This window comes from Bradyrhizobium genosp. SA-4 str. CB756 (genome assembly GCF_000473125.1).
In the GTDB taxonomy this organism is placed as follows: Bacteria; Pseudomonadota; Alphaproteobacteria; order Rhizobiales; family Xanthobacteraceae; genus Bradyrhizobium; species Bradyrhizobium arachidis.
This window is the reverse complement of the sequence record NZ_KI421499.1, coordinates 3,112,817-3,128,885: the sequence shown is the minus strand read 5'-3', so window position 1 is coordinate 3,128,885 and position 16,069 is coordinate 3,112,817. Positions and strand designations below refer to the sequence as shown.

16 protein-coding genes are annotated in these 16,069 nt (G+C 60.5%); 9 read left to right on the top strand and 7 right to left on the bottom strand.

What is annotated here, in order from left to right; translation table 11 throughout:
• Position 1: 1 nt before the first annotated feature.
• A complete protein-coding gene (locus BRAGE_RS0115430; RefSeq protein ID WP_027558089.1) occupies positions 2–1,264 on the bottom strand; it encodes a D-alanyl-D-alanine carboxypeptidase family protein in 1,263 nt (420 codons plus the stop codon).
• 153 nt (positions 1,265–1,417) lie between these two features.
• Here BRAGE_RS0115430 and BRAGE_RS0115425 point away from each other — a divergent pair, with 153 nt between their 5' ends.
• Positions 1,418–2,374 (top strand): alpha/beta fold hydrolase, encoded by a 957-nt coding sequence (locus BRAGE_RS0115425; RefSeq protein WP_027558090.1) that lies wholly within the window; start codon positions 1,418–1,420, stop codon positions 2,372–2,374.
• Here BRAGE_RS0115425 and BRAGE_RS0115420 read toward each other — a convergent pair.
• The gene (locus BRAGE_RS0115420) at positions 2,368–3,294 is read right to left on the bottom strand and encodes a septal ring lytic transglycosylase RlpA family protein (RefSeq protein WP_051377889.1); all 927 of its coding nucleotides are present in this window, start codon (positions 3,292–3,294) and stop codon (positions 2,368–2,370) included. The two genes, BRAGE_RS0115425 and BRAGE_RS0115420, sit on opposite strands and share 7 nt — an antisense overlap.
• Before the next feature lie 969 nt (positions 3,295–4,263).
• Entirely contained in the window at positions 4,264–4,554 is a 291-nt protein-coding gene (locus BRAGE_RS0115405; protein WP_027558092.1) for a hypothetical protein, read from the bottom strand.
• Between the two features lie 160 nt (positions 4,555–4,714).
• On the opposite strand from BRAGE_RS0115405, the gene BRAGE_RS0115400 reads away from it, so the two are divergent.
• Positions 4,715–5,296: a TIGR00645 family protein gene (locus BRAGE_RS0115400; RefSeq protein ID WP_027558093.1), complete on the top strand. Its 582-nt coding sequence runs from the start codon at positions 4,715–4,717 to the stop codon at positions 5,294–5,296.
• A 16-nt stretch (positions 5,297–5,312) separates the two neighbouring features.
• Here BRAGE_RS0115400 and BRAGE_RS0115395 read toward each other — a convergent pair whose 3' ends face one another.
• Positions 5,313–5,633, bottom strand: a complete 321-nt coding sequence (locus BRAGE_RS0115395; protein WP_027558094.1) for a DUF1476 domain-containing protein — start codon at positions 5,631–5,633, stop codon at positions 5,313–5,315.
• A gap of 404 nt (positions 5,634–6,037) precedes the next feature.
• Complete coding sequence (locus BRAGE_RS0115390) at positions 6,038–6,229, bottom strand: hypothetical protein (protein WP_027558095.1); 192 nt, start codon at positions 6,227–6,229, stop codon at positions 6,038–6,040.
• 585 nt (positions 6,230–6,814) lie between these two features.
• On the opposite strand from BRAGE_RS0115390, the gene BRAGE_RS48685 reads away from it, so the two are divergent.
• From BRAGE_RS48685 to BRAGE_RS0115375, 4 genes are all read left to right on the top strand, one after another.
• The gene (locus BRAGE_RS48685) at positions 6,815–7,102 is read left to right on the top strand and encodes a DUF3551 domain-containing protein (protein WP_035731236.1); all 288 of its coding nucleotides are present in this window, start codon (positions 6,815–6,817) and stop codon (positions 7,100–7,102) included.
• 311 nt (positions 7,103–7,413) lie between these two features.
• Complete coding sequence (locus tag BRAGE_RS0115385; protein ID WP_035729744.1) at positions 7,414–7,857, top strand: SxtJ family membrane protein; 444 nt, start codon at positions 7,414–7,416, stop codon at positions 7,855–7,857.
• Positions 7,857–8,009: a DUF5989 family protein gene (locus tag BRAGE_RS55855; protein ID WP_092217276.1), complete on the top strand. Its 153-nt coding sequence runs from the start codon at positions 7,857–7,859 to the stop codon at positions 8,007–8,009. The genes BRAGE_RS0115385 and BRAGE_RS55855 overlap by 1 nt, the downstream gene beginning before the upstream one ends.
• Before the next feature lie 2 nt (positions 8,010–8,011).
• Positions 8,012–9,841, top strand: a complete 1,830-nt coding sequence (locus BRAGE_RS0115375; protein WP_027558097.1) for a carbamoyltransferase family protein — start codon at positions 8,012–8,014, stop codon at positions 9,839–9,841.
• Positions 9,842–9,845: 4 nt separating this feature from the next.
• Here BRAGE_RS0115375 and BRAGE_RS0115370 read toward each other — a convergent pair whose 3' ends face one another.
• Entirely contained in the window at positions 9,846–10,823 is a 978-nt protein-coding gene (locus BRAGE_RS0115370; protein WP_141263139.1) for an SGNH/GDSL hydrolase family protein, read from the bottom strand.
• A 987-nt stretch (positions 10,824–11,810) separates the two neighbouring features.
• On the opposite strand from BRAGE_RS0115370, the gene BRAGE_RS0115365 reads away from it, so the two are divergent.
• Together BRAGE_RS0115365 and BRAGE_RS48680 are read left to right on the top strand one after the other, a co-directional pair.
• On the top strand, positions 11,811–12,032 hold the full coding sequence (locus BRAGE_RS0115365) for a hypothetical protein (RefSeq protein WP_027558099.1): 222 nt from the start codon (positions 11,811–11,813) through the stop codon (positions 12,030–12,032).
• Complete coding sequence (locus tag BRAGE_RS48680; RefSeq protein WP_027558100.1) at positions 12,029–12,394, top strand: hypothetical protein; 366 nt, start codon at positions 12,029–12,031, stop codon at positions 12,392–12,394. Before BRAGE_RS0115365 ends, BRAGE_RS48680 begins: the two co-directional genes overlap by 4 nt.
• A gap of 140 nt (positions 12,395–12,534) precedes the next feature.
• On the opposite strand, the gene BRAGE_RS48675 is transcribed toward BRAGE_RS48680, so the two are convergent.
• A complete protein-coding gene (locus BRAGE_RS48675) occupies positions 12,535–13,683 on the bottom strand; it encodes a serine hydrolase domain-containing protein (protein WP_051377887.1) in 1,149 nt (382 codons plus the stop codon).
• A 547-nt stretch (positions 13,684–14,230) separates the two neighbouring features.
• Between BRAGE_RS48675 and BRAGE_RS0115350 the strand changes: the two genes are divergently transcribed.
• On the top strand, positions 14,231–15,016 hold the full coding sequence (locus tag BRAGE_RS0115350; protein WP_027558101.1) for a hypothetical protein: 786 nt from the start codon (positions 14,231–14,233) through the stop codon (positions 15,014–15,016).
• The last annotated feature ends 1,053 nt before the right edge of the window (positions 15,017–16,069 follow it).

Here is a 16,069-nt window from a genome sequence, read left to right as displayed (position 1 = left end):
ATCAGAGCTTCTCGGCGCCTGCGCGGAACATGCCGATCACCAGCTCGCTGGCGCCGTCGATCGCGCGCCGCATCGTCGAGCCGGTGCCGATCGCCTCCGCCGCATAGACCGGCGTCTCCACCGCGATGTTGCCGCTGCGCCAGACCTTGACCACGCCGACCTGCTGGCCTTCCTGCACCGGCGCGCGCACCGGGCCGCTATAGACGATGCGCGCGATCAGCTTGTCGCTGCCGTTCTTGTGCACCATCACCTTGACGGGCGTCTTGGCCACCAGCTTCACCGAGCGGCTCTCGCCGCCGAATACTTTGGCGTAGCCGACCGGCTGGTCGGCCGCGATCAATGTCCGCGTCTCGAAATTGCGAAAGCCCCATTCCAGCATCTTCTTGGCTTCGGTGGCGCGATCCTCGGGGTCTTCGAGCCCGTTGACGACGACGATCAGCCGCGTGCCGTTCTGCACGGCCGAGCCGACCATGCCGTAGCCGCCTTCCTTGGTGTAGCCGGTCTTGAGGCCGTCGGCGCCTTCCATCGAATTGAGCAGCGGATTGCGGTTGGGCTGCCGAATCTTGTTCCAGGTGAACTCCTTCTCGCCGAACAGTTTGTAGAATTCGGGGAAGTCGAGAATGATGTGGCGGGCGAGGATGCCGAGCTCGCGCACGGTCATCTTGTTGCCGGGGTCGGGCAGACCGTTGGAGTTGCCGAAAGTCGATCTGGTCATGCCGAGCTCGCGGGCGCGCTTGGTCATGAAGTCGGCGGCAAAGATCTTCTCGTTGCCGGCGATGCCTTCGGCGAGCGCGATGCAGGCATCGTTGCCGCTCTGGATGATCGCTCCATGCAGGAGATCGTCGACCGAGACCTTGCTGTTGATCGCGGCGAACATGGTCGAGCCGCCCGAGGGCGCCCCGCCCTTGCGCCAGGCATTCTCGCTGATCCGATAATCGTCGGTCAGCTTCACGTCGCCCTTCTTGATCGCGTTGAAGACGACTTCCGCCGTCATCAGCTTCATCATGCTGGAGGGCGCGCGCAGCTCGTCGGCATTCTTCTCGAACAGCACGCTGCCGCTGGAGGCTTCGATCAGGATCGCGGTCGGCGCATCGCCGTCGAAGCCGGCCTCTTCCGTCTTCTTGGCGCCCTGCACGCTCTGGTTGGCGGCGTGGAGAATCCCGCCCCAGCCGACGCTCGCCGCCAAAACTGTCGCGATCAGCCCACGCGCCAGCGCTCCGGTGGTGCACCGGCTGCGACGGAGCGGAATGAGACGAAATGCCATGGCCAAGCCCTGAGAGCGGCGTTCTAACAGTTGGAACCGGCGCGAACAACACGCGGCTGGGTGCCGGCACCCGAGTTTGCACGATTCGCGCCACGCCCCTATCGTGGCACCTCATGTTTGACGACCAAACCCCTGAAACAAGGCGGAAAAGCGATGTCCTCCACCCGCGTGATCAAGGCCAACGGCATCGACCTCTTCATCCGCGAAGCCGGCCAGGGACCGCTGGTGGTGCTGTGTCATGGCTGGCCGGAGCTCTCCTATTCCTGGCGCCACCAGATCCCGGCGCTGGCAGCCGCCGGGTTTCACGTCGTCGCCCCCGACATGCGCGGATACGGCCAGAGCGCGGCGCCGGCCGAGATCGACGCCTATTCCATCCTCGACCTGGTCGGCGACGTCGTCGGCCTCGTGCAGGCGCTGGGCGCGACCAAGGCGATGGTGGTCGGCCACGACTGGGGTGCGCCGGTCGCCTGGCATGCGGCGCTGTTCCGGCCTGAGATCTTCACGGCGGTGGCGGGCCTGAGCGTGCCGCCGCCGTTCCGCGGCCGCGGCAGGCCGCTCGATCTGTTGCGCCAAGGCGGCATCACCAATTTCTACTGGCAGTATTTCCAGACGCCCGGCGTCGCCGAGGCCGAGTTCGAGCTCGACGTCGCCCGCACCATGCGCATCGTCCTCGGCGGCCGCGGCCTTGCCGATCCCAGCGCCGCGATGTTCGTGCAGGAGGGCAAGGGCTTTCTAGGCCACGCGACCAGCGAGGAGCCGCTGCCGGACTGGCTCAGCGAGGCGGATCTCGCCACCTTCACCGAGAGCTTCCGCAAGTCGGGCTTCCGCGGCGGGCTGAACTGGTATCGCAACCTCGACCGCAATTGGGAGCTGACGGCGCCCTGGCAGGATGCGCAGATCCGCCAGCCCTCGCTCTTCATTGCCGGCTCGACGGACGCCGTCATCACCGGCCTGATCGGCGCCAAGCGCATCAACGAGCTCGAGCGCGTGCTGCCCAACCTCCAGCGCAAATTGATCATCGACGGCGCCGGGCACTGGGTGCAGCAGGAGCGCCCCGACGAGGTCAACGCCGCGCTGGTGAAGTTCTTGAAGGAGAGCGCGGCTCAGTAGAGGCCGCGGCCGCTCAGGATGCTGCGGGCCTCGGCAGCGCCGTCCGAGGTATTGGCAGCGCTCTCGGTCGCATAGCGGCCGTTCTCGTCATAGGACACCGCGCGCGCGTTCTGGAGCGCCCGGCCCCGGCTGCGGCTCGAGGCCGACATCTCCGAGGTCGCATTGAGCGAGGCCATGTCGGCGGAGGTGTTGCCGAGATTGTAGGGCCGCCCCTCCGGCATCGGGACCTCGCCGCGAATGGCGCCGCGGCTCGATGACGGCAATTCCGGCACGAATGGCCTAGCGGACGCGACCCGCACCATGGACGGCGACGGCGCCGGAATGCCGGTCCGCAAGGTCGCGATCAGCTGGCGGTCGTCGGAGCCTTCGAGCGGTGCCCGGCCGACATATTCGACGCGGACCTTGGCGACGCCATTGCCTTTGAATTCAAGCAGTTCGGCAGCCTTGTTCGAGACGTCGATGAGCCGGTTGCCGTGATAGGGACCGCGGTCGTTGACGCGGACGATCAGCGACTTGCCGTTCGACATGTTGGTGACCCGCGCATAGGACGGCATCGGCAGCGTCGGATGCGCCGCTGTCAGCGAGCCCATGTCGAACACTTCGCCGTTGGCGGTCAGGCGGCCGTGGAAATCATCGCCGTACCAGGACGCCATGCCTTCGGCACGGTAGTTGACGTCCTCCTCCGGCACGTAGGTCTTGCCCGCCACGACATAGGGCTTGCCGACGCGGTAGGTGCCGCCGCCCTTCGGGACCGGGTCGCCCCAGGCCACGACGCGCGGGCTCGAGGACACGCCGTATTTCGGATCGACGCGGCTGGCGAACTTGTTGGACGAGGCGCAATTGGCGAGCGCGAGGCAGGTTGCGACTGCCGCAACACCGCGCGCGGCCCGCAAAACCGAATCTGACCGTCGGATCCCCATGTGCCCCAAATACCACTTCGCCGGAGGCGTACCCAACCCGCTTTGGCTACGGGGGAGCGCTGTCCGGTCCTTCAAATCCGAAGCGGCCCACCACCGCGTCGGAGCAGTAAGGATAACGCAACCCGAACACGGCGGAAATGGGGAGCCCGCGGCGATCACAGCGGAATGGTAAACGGGGCGTTCGCTTCTCCCCGTTGATCTACGGACCGCAGGCGCCCTTTGCTGTGCCACGGCTGGACATGCTGTTGCGCCAAAACCTCACTCCACCCCCATTGTCGCGCGCCGCCCTGGAATTCTTTTGACTGTGCAAGGCCGCCCGCGTCTTCTCGGCTGGCAGGGGCGGATTGGAATTTAACGATGATCGAGACGGTTTCGGCACTGATGGGTCTGGTAAGCGCGGGGATCTTCCTGGCCCATGCGTTTGAAGGTTACCGCACGAGGGCCTGAGGCACTCGCGCGGTCGGCAAGCATCACCTCTTTCAAGGGCGGCACGTTCGGACATTTTTAATCAATCCGACCGAGCATCGAAAACGAGAGTGGCAGGTGTCCCATGCGCAACCATGATCTGGTATCGGATAGCTTCTTGGTGCTGACAGCCGGTGGCTTGGTCCTTCTCTGCTCGAGCCTTGTGGCCCTCGCCTTCGGCTGAGCGCGATCGCAGTTTCGCTTTTTCCGACCACGATTACGCCGCGACGCAGCATGCAGCTGCTGCCCGCCATAGCCCCTCTCCCGTTTAGTTGATTGAATTCCTACGCGCGGCGCCTCGACTTAATTTCAAGAGGCCATCACCAACGAGGGTGACGCAAATGCTTGCAGAGAAATTTTTTCTTGTTCTGGAATCTCTGATCCGCGGCGACCGCATTTACCCCGACGGCAGCCCCCGAACCGTTAGCTCCTCCCCGCACGTGCCGGTGAAGCTGCCGAACCAGAAATAACCGGCGTCGGCCGAACATCCGAATCACGCGCCGCTCAGCGCAGGCCGAGCAGCGAGCGGCGATAGAAGCTGTCGCGGGCCTCGCTCCGGCACACGAAGCTGCCGTCGAAACCCTGGCCGTAGCGCTTCTGGCCCTTGCCGTAGTAGACGCCCTTGCGGAAATCGAGCCAGACCACCTGGTCGTGCGGGCAATGGCGCTGCGCCTGCGCCTCGTAGCGAAACGGCGTCAGCGGCGTTGCCGCAACGTCCGTGGCGCCGGCGCCAACCAGGACCGCGGCCGCGAGCACAATCCCGCCCACTGCCTTGCCAAATCCATTCCAGGACACGCCCGCCCTCCCGATCCAGATCGCCTGTACTGCGGCCGCCGGCAGGGTAACACGAGACGTCACGGTCCGCGAACGGCAGCCCCGGCCTCGCGTCTTCCACCGGCCATCTTGCCGGGGTACATGAATGCAAGGTCATTTCGCTCGCAAGGATACTGCCTGAATGTCGGTTGAGCCTGAGCCCAACACTGGCCCACATTCCCTGCCCGCGCCGCGTCTCGGCATCCTGCCGATGATCATCTTCGGCTCGCGCTGGCTGCAACTGCCGCTCTATCTCGGACTGATCGTGGCGCAGTGCGTCTACATCGCGCTGTTCCTGAAGGAGCTCTGGCATCTGTCCTGGCACGCGCTCGACCTCACCGAGCAGCAGATCATGATGAGCGTGCTCGCGCTCATCGACGTCGTGATGATCTCCAACCTGCTGGTGATGGTGATCGTCGGCGGCTACGAGACCTTCGTCTCGCGGCTCGACCTCCAGGGCCATCCCGACGAGCCGGAATGGCTTGGCCACGTCAATGCGAGCGTCCTGAAGATCAAGCTCGCCATGGCCATCATCGGCATTTCCTCGATCGCACTGCTGCGCACCTTCATCGAGGCCGGCAATCTCGGCTCCAGCCGCGCCGGCTTCACCGAGACCGGCGTGATGTGGCAGGTGCTGATCCACATCACCTTCATCGTCTCGGCGCTCGGCATCGCCTATGTCGACAAGCTCAGCGATTCCGGCATGCGCAGGCACGCCGAGTGAGGCGCAAAGGCCGGGCCTATTGCTTGTCTGCTTCGAGCTGCGCGAGCGCCTGGTGCAGGCACTCCTGAAGCTTGGCCGCGACCTGCTCGCGCGCCACGCCTCTGGCGGCGAGATCGCCCGAGACCTTGTTCACGACCTCGTCGATCGTCTGGCTCCCCAGACTGTCCGTCACCAGCGCCGTCGCATAATTCGAAGCCGCATCGCCGCTGAGCCCGAGCTGGCCTGCGGCCCACAGCCCGAGCAGCTTGTTGGACCGCGCAGCGGCCTTGAACATGAGCTCCTCGTCGTGGGCGAATTTGGCTTCAAAGCCCTGCTCGCGCTTGTCGAACGTGGTCATGGTCAGCTCCATCTCGTTTTCGCGTCAAGAGGATCGAAACTGGCTGGGAGCAATCGTCTCCGTGGGTTCACGTCAGTTCGGGATCATCTGAAGCTTCCGGCGGAAGCCAAACGCCGTCAAGCCTCTCCCTGCATGGCGGGAAGATCGAGCGCTGACGCTTGAACAGCGACCTTGCGGGAGTTTCGACGGCTTGACCGGATATGCCCTTGGCAGGCGGCCCTCTCCACCCTGGACCTCGCGCGCAGCCGGTTGCTCGATGTCGCGAATGATTGCCGCATCGCAGCCGAGGCAAGCGAGGCGCTCGAGCTCGCTTTGAGCGCAGCACGGGGCGATGGCCGGCACTGGCGCCGGCACCGGCCGCAAGATCTCATCGAGAGCCATTTCGGCGCGACGCGTGGGATCCGTCAGGCCTTCGCGGCGGCGGCCTCGCGCGCAAGACGTTCGGCCTTGAGCCGCTCCTTGTTGGCGTAAAACGCCTTCTGCGCCTCTTCATGATCGCGCATGGCCTTTTCGGCCTCGATCCGGCGCGCCGCATCGCGCGCCTGGCGCTGTTCAGGGGTCAGGGGTTTGCGTCGGTAGGAAAGGTCTTCAGTCATGGCGAGACAACGCGACGGTGAGGAAAGAGTTCCGCCCCCTCACCCCCACCGGGGGGCCCGGCCAAACCGAAATGTCCGCTTATTCAGGACTTTAGTGGTGACAAACCGAGTTGGACTCGAAGCCATCCGCCTTGCCGGCAGGGCGCTCAGACAAATATCGAAAACAACCCCATGCACAGTAGCTAAGTCGAGCTGGCACAACGCTTTTTCTCATCCGCCGCGGAAAGCCGTTTGACTCGTCGGGCAAAACAGTGGCATTCTGCCGACTTCGGAAAATCCGCCACGGAGTTGCCCGCCTCGCGTTGCGGCGCTTGCCTTTCCGCCTCTCGCCTGACCGGTGCCTGGCGATCGCCGGCGGGCAGGTCTTTTCAGGGCCGGACTGGACTTGCGAAGTCAAGCGCGACCGCTAGCTCATATTGGTCGTCCGGGAAGACAAGCGCGTGTGCCTGTTTCTCGCAATGGCACCGGTTGGACCAAGAACCGGAGACATTCTGCAACGGGACGCGAGCTGCGACACTGTGGACATTGTCCGAAGGCGCCACTCAAATTCGATTGGCGAGACCAAATCAGGAGGTGAATATGAACATCACTCGCCTGCTTCTCGCGATTGTATCAGCTGGCTCAATTCTGGTATCGGCTGGTTCGATCTCGCCTACGACCGCACGGCAATATCGCCAAGGCTACATTCCCCAGAGCGGCCCAGCTGATCTCTACTGCTTGCAGGGGCGGATATGGGGCTACCCCGGCAACTGCCAATTCGCAACCTACGAGCAGTGCATGGCAACCGCATCGGGTACGAACGCCTATTGCGGTATAAACCCGCGCCATGCCTTCGCCGGCAGCGGCTATCGCGGTCAATGGTATCCCTACTAGGCCAGCGTGACCCGCGCGTGTCGGATCAAGACCCTACGCGCCCCACCCTGCGCATCCCGAAAAGGCCGATTGACGCGTCGGGCAAAACAGCTGCGCAAATGCGATTATTCCGACGTGGTCGCGCTGCCCGCCCTCAGCTCGCGACCGTGACGCCGCTTTGCCGAGACCGGCAAACCTCCACGTTACCATGGACATTGCCGAGAGCTCCCGTAATAGGCGCTGTACCGCCCGCCATTGTTGGATTGACTCGACACATCCTTCTATGGAATGGGCTACTTTTGCGGTATTCAGACGATTTCTGATACCTAAAGATGGGCTCGGATCAAGCGGTGAGACAAACCACTCACGAACCTCTCTCCCAAAAGGAGAAACTCGTTGTTGGCTCTGATCGGTCTTTTGGATGGGTGATGGCCGCTGCTCTCGCGGTCGTCAGCCTTCTCAACGTCTGGCACTCCGGCCACTTGTGGCCATGGACCTCGGCTTTGTCCGCAGTGTTCGCACTTTTCGCAATCGTTCGTCCGGCGATGCTGCATCCACTCAATCGTGCCTGGATGAAGCTCGGCTTGCTTCTGCATAAGATCGTGAACCCGATTGTGATGGGGCTCATCTTTTTTGGTGCGATCCTGCCTACCGGCCTGGTGATGCGCTTGCGCGGCAAGGACCCGCTGCGCCTGAACCGCGACGCGGGCGCGGAGAGCTACTGGATTCGCCGGACGCCCGGTCCCGCGCCCGAAAGCATGCGAGATCAATTCTAATGCTCGACTTCGTCTCCGAGATCTGGCGCTTTCTCCGCGTCCGGAAGAAATTGTGGCTGCTGCCAATCCTGGTCATGATGGTCATATTCGGTGGCCTGGCCATCCTGGCCAAGGGGTCGGTCGTCGCTCCCTTCATCTATACCCTGTTCTAGGAATGCGGATCCTCGGCATCTCGGCTTTCTACCATGACAGTGCAGCAGCACTTGTCGATGACGGCCGTGTCGTTGCGGCCGCACAGGAGGAACGTTTCACACGGAAAAAGCATGACGCCGCGTTTCCGCAGCACGCAATAGCGTCTTGCCTGGAGATATCGGGAGCAAAGCTATCCGACATCGATCATGTGGTGTTTTATGATAAGCCGTTCCTCAAGTTCGAGCGGCTTCTGGAAACCTATGTCGCACTCGCGCCGAGCGGGTTCCGCTCTTTCCAGATGGCGCTACCGCTTTGGTTGAAAGAGAAGCTCTTTCAAAAAAGCCTGCTACGGAAGCATTTGGCTGAATTCGACCCGGAGTTCGCTCTCGATCGCCTCTTGTTCGCCGAGCACCATCTGAGCCACGCGGCATCGGCCTTTTTTCCATCGCCGTTTGAAAAGGCCGCGGTCCTGACGATGGACGGCGTTGGAGAATGGGCCACGACCTCCGCGGCGCACGGCGATGGCAACCGCCTGGAGATTTTTCAGGAGATCCATTTCCCGCACTCGCTCGGCCTGCTCTACTCTGCCTTCACTTATTACACGGGCTTCAAGGTCAATTCCGGCGAGTACAAGCTGATGGGGCTCGCGCCCTATGGCGAGCCAAAATACGCTCAGCGCATTCTCGACTCCCTGATAGACCTGAAGGCCGATGGATCGTTTCGCCTCGATATGTCGTATTTCGACTATTGCACCGGGCTGACGATGACCAACGAACGGTTCGCTCAGCTTTTTGGCGAGCCTGTCCGCGAACCCGATCAGTTGCTCACCCCGTTCCACATGGATATCGCAGCCTCGATCCAGTCAGTCCTCGAGGAAGTCGTTCTCCGTCTGACCCGCAGCCTTGCCAGCCAAACCGGCGCGCGCAATTTATGCCTTGCAGGGGGCGTTGCGCTCAATTGCGTCGCGAACGGCAAGGTGTTGCGTGACGGCAAGTTCGATTCCGTGTGGATTCAGCCCGCCGCCGGAGACGCCGGAGGGGCAGTTGGAGCTGCCCTGGCCGCTTATCACCAATTCAAGCAACAGCCGCGTCGCGTTGTGGCTGGCGACGGTATGTCGGGAGCTTTTCTGGGACCTGAGTTCTCGCAAGACGAGGTCGAGCAGCGGCTGTGCGCCGTTGGTGCGCGCTTTGACGTCCTGACCGAAGAAGCGATGATCGAGACGACCGCGGCAGCGCTCGCCGACCAACTCGCGGTTGGATGGTTCCAAGGCAGAATGGAGTTCGGACCGCGCTCGCTTGGAGCACGATCGATCCTTGGCGATCCGCGCTCCGCTTCGATGCAGAAGAACCTAAATCTCAAGGTAAAATATCGCGAGAGCTTCCGGCCGTTTGCACCTGCGGTGACCCGCGAAGACGTCGCCGACTGGTTTGAACTAGATAGCGACAGCCCCTACATGCTTTTCGTCGCTGACGTCAGGAACGACCGACGTCTTGCAATGAGCGAAGACGAGCAGGCACTTTTCGGCATCGACAAGCTGAATATCGTGCGGTCGAGCGTCCCCGCCGTGACGCATGTCGACTACTCCGCCCGCATCCAGACGGTCAGCGCCGACACAAATCCGTTCTTTCATCGTCTGCTGGTCCGCTTCAAAAGCCTCACGGGATGCCCAATTCTGGTCAACACCAGCTTCAACGTGCGTGGCGAACCGATTGTTTGCACGCCGGAAGATGCCTTCCGCTGCTTCATGGGCAACGAGCTCGACATGCTGGTGGTCGGAACCTGCGTCCTGAGAAAGCAGGACCAGGATCCAAGCCTAAAGCAGAGCTACAATTTAGACCTGCCACCAGATTGAACGGTTACTGTCGACGCTCGGAAGCAATAAGCCGCTGTACCTGTTCAGCGACCAAATCGTTGCCTCGTTCAGTCAGGTGACAACATTTGTCGACGAACACGTCGTCTTCCGGATAGTTCCTCAAGAGCCCGATCGTGTCGAGAAAGCTTGTGTCCGTGTGCCTGACGGAGAGTTGCTTGGTTTCATCGTTCGCCGCATCGATCGCGGAACGAAGTGCTGGAGGCCACCTCTGATACGAGCTGTATGGCACGGTGATCGGCGCAACGATGAGCTGCTTCACGCCGGCCCGGACGGCCAGATCATGTAAGCGCTCCAGCGCTTGCCGAATTTCGAGCCGGTACCGGTTGAGCGATTGCTCGTCAATTGGGGTTATCACGTCCAAACGCAGCAATTGATCACGGATCAGTTCAACTGAAGCAATGGGCTGCCACTTCTTCTTGACCAGCACTGCTTCGGTCGTCCAGTCAACTTCCGGACGCCAGTCCGCGCCGAGGCGCGAAAACTGCGTCGCAGGATCGAAAAATTGAAGGTAGAGCGCGCTTACATTGAACTTGCCCGCGATCTCGTGCTCGAAGCGCGCAACGGCCTGGAACAACGAATAGGATGGAATTGCCGCATTGATGACGCATCGAGCGTCATTCGCCTTCTGCAAACGTTCGAACAGTTTACTGGGCATCGATGCGTTGTCAGGCTCGCCATACCCGAATGGAACGGAATCCCCGATGAACACGACGTTGGGGCAATTTGGCTCGGTCCGCTGTGCGCCGCGGCGAAAGCCATATGCATCGGTCGAAATTCCCCAGCCATTTCCATAATTCGGATTTGTTGAATCCGGAACTGCTGTAACGTGGCGAGCGTCGTCTACAAGCCGTGTAAACGAGCGCACCTGGAACGTCTCGGTTGCAACGGGAATCCGCGCGTTACGCACATAGCGCCAAAGCTGCGCCATGCCTTCTACCGACAGAAGGACGAACACGAACATGATGACGTAAAAGATCGCCTTCTTGGTTGGACTTAGTTCTGGCGATGTCGACTCCCGGCTACTCAACCAAAGCTCCCCAACGTTCAGAGATTCCAAACCTGCCGCACCAAAAATCCCGCCTCTGCGCAGATTTCTTTTGCATAGCTGACAGCCGCCGGGACGGTCAACTTCCGGTGGCCCAAAAGCCGGCCATCGACGATCGGCTCGGGGAGATCGGAAGACTGATGACGTTGCGGCGAACACGATGCGATCGCGCGCGTGCTGACGCGATCAAGGTGGCTGAAGGCACGCGGCGATGGTTTCGTCAGGCGGCTAGAGTACCGCAGCCAGAATATAGCTTAGAGCCAGTGGAAGCCCCGAGCTGGCCATGCCAAATGCAATTGCAAATCTACGACGCTGCCTTTTCACAACCCTGGATGGAAATGCTCAGCTTCTGTCGCAAGTTCGGGCCGAAAACCGTCCGTCGTCACGATCCGTGTTCGGCGATCGATTTGCGTAAACAGCTAAATCCGGGGTGGCTTGGCAGATTACCCGACAGTCCATAATTCATTTCCCAGCGTCTACCGAAACGCCTCCGCTAATCAAAGGAGTCGACCGCTGCGCGAGGACAGAGTACCTCGCAAGAACTTCAAAAGAGCAGCTTTGCAATAATTTCGCGACTTCCAGCCGATCAAATTCGGACGTAACTTACCTCGGCACAATTTCGATATCCGCACTTGCCGCGTCGGAAGTCGATCTGTTTGGGGCGGCCTGTGCCATAGGCCATCACATTTATGGCCATCGGCCACGCCCGGCAGTCGGACAGGCAATCATTGGGCTATTCGGATCAAACAACGTCACGCGAAATGAACCAGCTATAGAACGGCGAAGTTCCTAGCGTGTGAAGTCGACTTTGGCCGCCGCCAAATTGGGGAGCCACTCAGCGGTGTTTAGGAAGCTATCTCACGCAGCGCACTTCGCCTCACCGTAGCTAGCTGGGGGTGCAGCATGAAGAGAACGGATGCCGGGATTTGTTTGGATGCGTTGTGGCGTGCGCGCGTTGCCTTGAGCAAGGACATCAATCCGGTGAATACTTTTGAGGCCGCAGGGGCCCTAGATCAAATAGTCGATTTCATTGATAGCGAAGAAGTTGATGCGGCTTTGTCGCGGATCAACGCGCGCGACCATTTCACGGTCATGGAGTTCAGATATCGCGAGGCTCCCCGATGACTGAGTCAGTGTGGTTGTACGTCAACGTGCCCAAGGGAATCGTAAAAGTCTTCGGTTCTTACGATACTGCTAACGAATGGCTATGCCAGAATGATCCCTATGGCGTAGCCGTTGAATGTCCAGTGGAAGATAAGGCTAGGTCCATCGTGCCGAAGCGAACGGACGTGCAAGTTCTGCTTGGCGCCTTTCTGGATGCGCGGGCGATTTTGAGCGCCTACCTAGTGCCAAATAGTCCTCGTGACGCGAACGCCACGGTCGAAAAGCTGATGGACGCACTCATCAGTGATCATGTGTTAGCGGCGCTCAGTCGCATTGAGAGGCGGCGTCGTTTCGGCCTGGTCGAGGTAGAGCACACCAATTAGGAGCCCTGCTGCCCGCGCTGATCTCTGATCGATTGTACCCTTGCTCGGATCGATCAAATGGCTATCGACGACTTCAGAGAGACCACGCCGCTATTTGTGCCGGAGACGTCTTTGTCGGTTGCCTAGAAGGCGCAGCCAAGCTAGGGCCGGCCATCCGGCCAGTCATACTCCAATGCGATACTGTGCATGATCTCGCTGGCCAGTTGGCCACCGTTAGCTCCGTTCGTCATGACGACAGCGCCATCTCCATTCTCAAACAGGATCATCGAACTGAGAAAACCAGCATTGTCGCCTTCGTGCAGAAATCGTTGATGTGGTGAACGCCCGCGAACAACAAAGCCCAGCCCGTAATCGCCAAAACCGGGCGTGAGCATTTGGAGCGCCGTGGCCTGAGACAACAGGGACGTGTCGCGACCGGTCCATGCATCCCGAACACCCAGCGCAAAGTGCGCAAGGTCGGTAGGTGTCGTCCACAATCCCGCTGCGGCTAATTCGGGATAGGTGTGTGGACCTCCAGGCACGGGCGCTCCCGTTGCTTGATAAGGTGTTGCGGCAATTTGAGCGTCATTTTTTGGGAGAGGCTGGAAGAAACTACTGTGAGTCATTCCGAGCGGCTTCAGGACAACTTCTTCAAGCAGGTTTGGGAATGGCTTACCGCTTACGTCGATGAGCATCTGCTGCACAATGGTATAGCCCCCGCTAGAATACTCAAACTGTGCGCCGGGCTCGTGATGGACGACAATAGGTGCTGTATTCGCCGGCGGCTCCCCGTTGAGAATGTTGCGGAGTGAAGGAATTGGTGTGTCCGCAGCGTACCCAGGAAAGCGGCGGACCGTTACACCAGCCGAGTGATTCAGCAGTCTTCGAAGTGTAACCATGGATTGGGCGCTAAAGGAGTTGGCCGGAAGCTTCCAGTTTTTGAGGGACAGATTGACATCGCCATCAAGATTGAGTTTCCCGGCCTGAGCTAGTGCAAGCGCCGCCACTGCAGTAACCGGTTTGCTGATCGACGCTGCCTGGAACAACGTTTCAGGCAGGACCGGCGGACCACCGATGCTAGCGTGCCCGAACCCGCGAGCCCGGATCGCGCCGGCGTGAATGATAGCGATGCTGACGCCAGGCACGTGCAGTTCGTTCATCCGGTCAACAAGCGTCATCGGGCGGCCGCTAGTAGCCGGCCGCAGGCCATTCACAACGCGCTGGATGCGCTGCTCGAAATCGCTGTCGCTGGCTAAGGCCGCGTTGTCCTGAGCGCGTGAAGTCGGGAGGACAACGAGGCTACCTATCATCGCGAGCAAGGCTCGATGAATGATCCTGAGAACCGTCGACTTAGCGTTCCGCGGACAGACGACAGATCGAGACATAGAACAATCCTACCATAAGGCGCAAAGCTTCCCTCGACACGTCTTGCTCGCCCGTGGTGGATCGTGGGCGAGGATCGCCATATGCCTGAAGAGGCGAATGAAACCACATTCTCGGGCCGTAGGATTTGCCTGCGCCTCTTGACCAAATACGCACACGGAGGGACGGCTCAGTCCAGTGCCGGAGGCGTTTTGGTCATTCTTGCAGCGAGGTACCGGACCGGGGGCATTATTCGAAGGGTCAGTGCTGCTTCCGTAGTTTCAAGCCCCCGAACATAGTTCCGCCTTCTCGGCCGCGTTAAAACGTACAGAGCAACTGGCAGGAAAAACGATTGACGAGCACCTGCATGCTAATCCGTGGGAAGCCTCGCAAGCTCGAGACCAGTGCGTTCCGCTGCGTGTTAGCTCGCGCCGTAGCGCAGATGCGCCGATCACTCTCATGCGAATGCCAACGCATTTTGATACTGAGCATCAAATGAATTCCACGCTGGACGACGGGCTCGCGAAAGAGCCGATCGCAAGCTTGGAGGAGCAGCTGTCGAACCTGCTCGAAGCTGGATTCGCTCCTACGGCCCCGCCGGCTAGCATGAAGAGGCCTCCCGCTGCCCTCGCAACGATTCAGGCGCACTGGCACTATGTGGCTTTCGTCGGTTTGCTGTTGGCAGCATCAATAAGTGTGGCTGCCTGGTGGTGGTCATCCTCCGTTGATACGGCAAGGATGACTGCCTCAGATCCAGCAGTTCTGACACGCGCCGTGCCGGACGCCGCCGCACCGACTGCCGTTGCACTGAGCTCCGAGTTAACGCAGCAACTCCAACCGATGGCGCGCGATCTCGCTGCCTTGAGCCAAACGGTCGAACAACTCAAGGCGAGGCAAGAACAATTGATCCGCGACAATGACAATTTGGCGAGCCAACTCAAGGCGAGCCGAGAGGAGTTGGCACGCAACGACCGTATCATCGACCAGATCAAGGCCAACCAGATCGAAATGGCGCGCCAAAACATGACGCTTACCGAGCGGCTCGACGCAAATGAGGAACAACTCGCCCGCGTCCTCACCAGCGCTTCAGAGCCAAAGGCGACACCCGAAGCGCCGCCACAAGTAAGCCCCGAAGAGCCAACGGTGATGCCCGACGTACCGCTGCCGCGTCCGCGGCAGCCGGCCAGTGTCGCCCAAACGCAAAGGCCGCCGCCAACCCCGGAGCGATCGCAGGCCAAGAAGCCGCAGCCGTTATTGGCATGGCCATGGTCACAGCGCTAAAGCGGATATCGACGTCCCACCCCAAAAGCAAACACGCCGACCTCGACGACGAAGGCCGCAGCGAAGTCAATCGCTGCGGCCCGCGCAAGGTCAAATGAACCGGGTGAAAAGATCTAAGTGAAGTATGAGCCAGCCCCGGTGCCCAAACTAGAGCACTGCGATGTTTCGGCCGTATTTCGTCGCGCAAGAAAATACTGTTCCTTTTGAGGAACTTAGAAGGTGTGACATTAAGGTCAGAGCCGCTGAGGACATCGAGAAGCCGTCGGCCTTGGCCTGCGGCATCGGGCACTCGGCGGGCCTTGCGGAGAGTAGAAGGCCCCGGCGGTGGGGGATCACGCGGCCGGGGCAAGTCACCCATCGTTCGGCTCGGATCGCCCGAGCTAAGCGTCAACCCCGTATCCGACCGAAAAGTTTCGAGAACGCCAGCCACTTCTCAATTTCTTAGCCGATTACATAATCGTTCCGTTGGGGGAACGGCCGCCATGGACGACCGCGCTTACATCCTTGATGGTGACGGGCGGATCATCGGTGTGCACGAGCTGGATTGCGCCGACGACGAGGATGCGAGACAAAAGGCAGCCCAATTTCTAGATGGTACGACTAGAAGTCTGGCAGCGAGAGCGGCGCGTCGCGCGATTGAACACCACACCAGACAATAGCGCCTAACCTACCAAGGCGCCGCCTATCTCCAAAGACATACAGACCCCGTTGCCGAATCGCCCTAGACCCAATGTGCCTTGGCGCGCCCCATTACCGTCGAGGCTTCCAACGGCTCCGGCGTTGTGCCGGGGCCGTTTTTTTTGCGACCTGGCGGAAGGGGTGTCTTGTCAACCTCATTGATTCAACTGGATTTTTCTTGCGGCTCGGAAGAATAGCTACGGTGTTTGCAACGGTCGTCCCAGCAATATCTCAACCGTAGTTTTCCGCCCGTGAGCGAGGCTTGCGCCCTGCTGCCTTTTCTTCAAAAGCGGCCACGGGGCGGATCTATTTTTTGTTGATCGGCATTTCGTCCGAATAAAGAATGCCCCATCGGCATGCTCAATCATGGAGAAG

Excerpts from the sequence above, each read along its gene's own strand:
- BRAGE_RS55855 (WP_092217276.1), top strand. The coding sequence starts at position 7,857 with ATGCTCGACTTCGTCTCCGAGATCTGGCGCTTTCTCCGCGTCCGGAAG.
- BRAGE_RS0115390 (WP_027558095.1), bottom strand. The coding sequence starts at position 6,229 with ATGACTGAAGACCTTTCCTACCGACGCAAACCCCTGACCCCTGAACAG.
- BRAGE_RS0115385 (WP_035729744.1), top strand. The coding sequence starts at position 7,414 with ATGGGCTCGGATCAAGCGGTGAGACAAACCACTCACGAACCTCTCTCC.
- BRAGE_RS0115395 (WP_027558094.1), bottom strand. The coding sequence starts at position 5,633 with ATGACCACGTTCGACAAGCGCGAGCAGGGCTTTGAAGCCAAATTCGCC.
- BRAGE_RS48675 (WP_051377887.1), bottom strand. The coding sequence starts at position 13,683 with ATGATAGGTAGCCTCGTTGTCCTCCCGACTTCACGCGCTCAGGACAAC.
- BRAGE_RS0115370 (WP_141263139.1), bottom strand. The coding sequence starts at position 10,823 with ATGTTCGTGTTCGTCCTTCTGTCGGTAGAAGGCATGGCGCAGCTTTGG.
- BRAGE_RS0115425 (WP_027558090.1), top strand. The coding sequence starts at position 1,418 with ATGTCCTCCACCCGCGTGATCAAGGCCAACGGCATCGACCTCTTCATC.
- BRAGE_RS0115350 (WP_027558101.1), top strand. The coding sequence starts at position 14,231 with ATGAATTCCACGCTGGACGACGGGCTCGCGAAAGAGCCGATCGCAAGC.
- BRAGE_RS48680 (WP_027558100.1), top strand. The coding sequence starts at position 12,029 with ATGACTGAGTCAGTGTGGTTGTACGTCAACGTGCCCAAGGGAATCGTA.
- BRAGE_RS0115400 (WP_027558093.1), top strand. The coding sequence starts at position 4,715 with ATGTCGGTTGAGCCTGAGCCCAACACTGGCCCACATTCCCTGCCCGCG.
- BRAGE_RS0115430 (WP_027558089.1), bottom strand. The coding sequence starts at position 1,264 with ATGGCATTTCGTCTCATTCCGCTCCGTCGCAGCCGGTGCACCACCGGA.
- BRAGE_RS0115375 (WP_027558097.1), top strand. The coding sequence starts at position 8,012 with ATGCGGATCCTCGGCATCTCGGCTTTCTACCATGACAGTGCAGCAGCA.
- BRAGE_RS0115420 (WP_051377889.1), bottom strand. The coding sequence starts at position 3,294 with ATGGGGATCCGACGGTCAGATTCGGTTTTGCGGGCCGCGCGCGGTGTT.
- BRAGE_RS0115365 (WP_027558099.1), top strand. The coding sequence starts at position 11,811 with ATGAAGAGAACGGATGCCGGGATTTGTTTGGATGCGTTGTGGCGTGCG.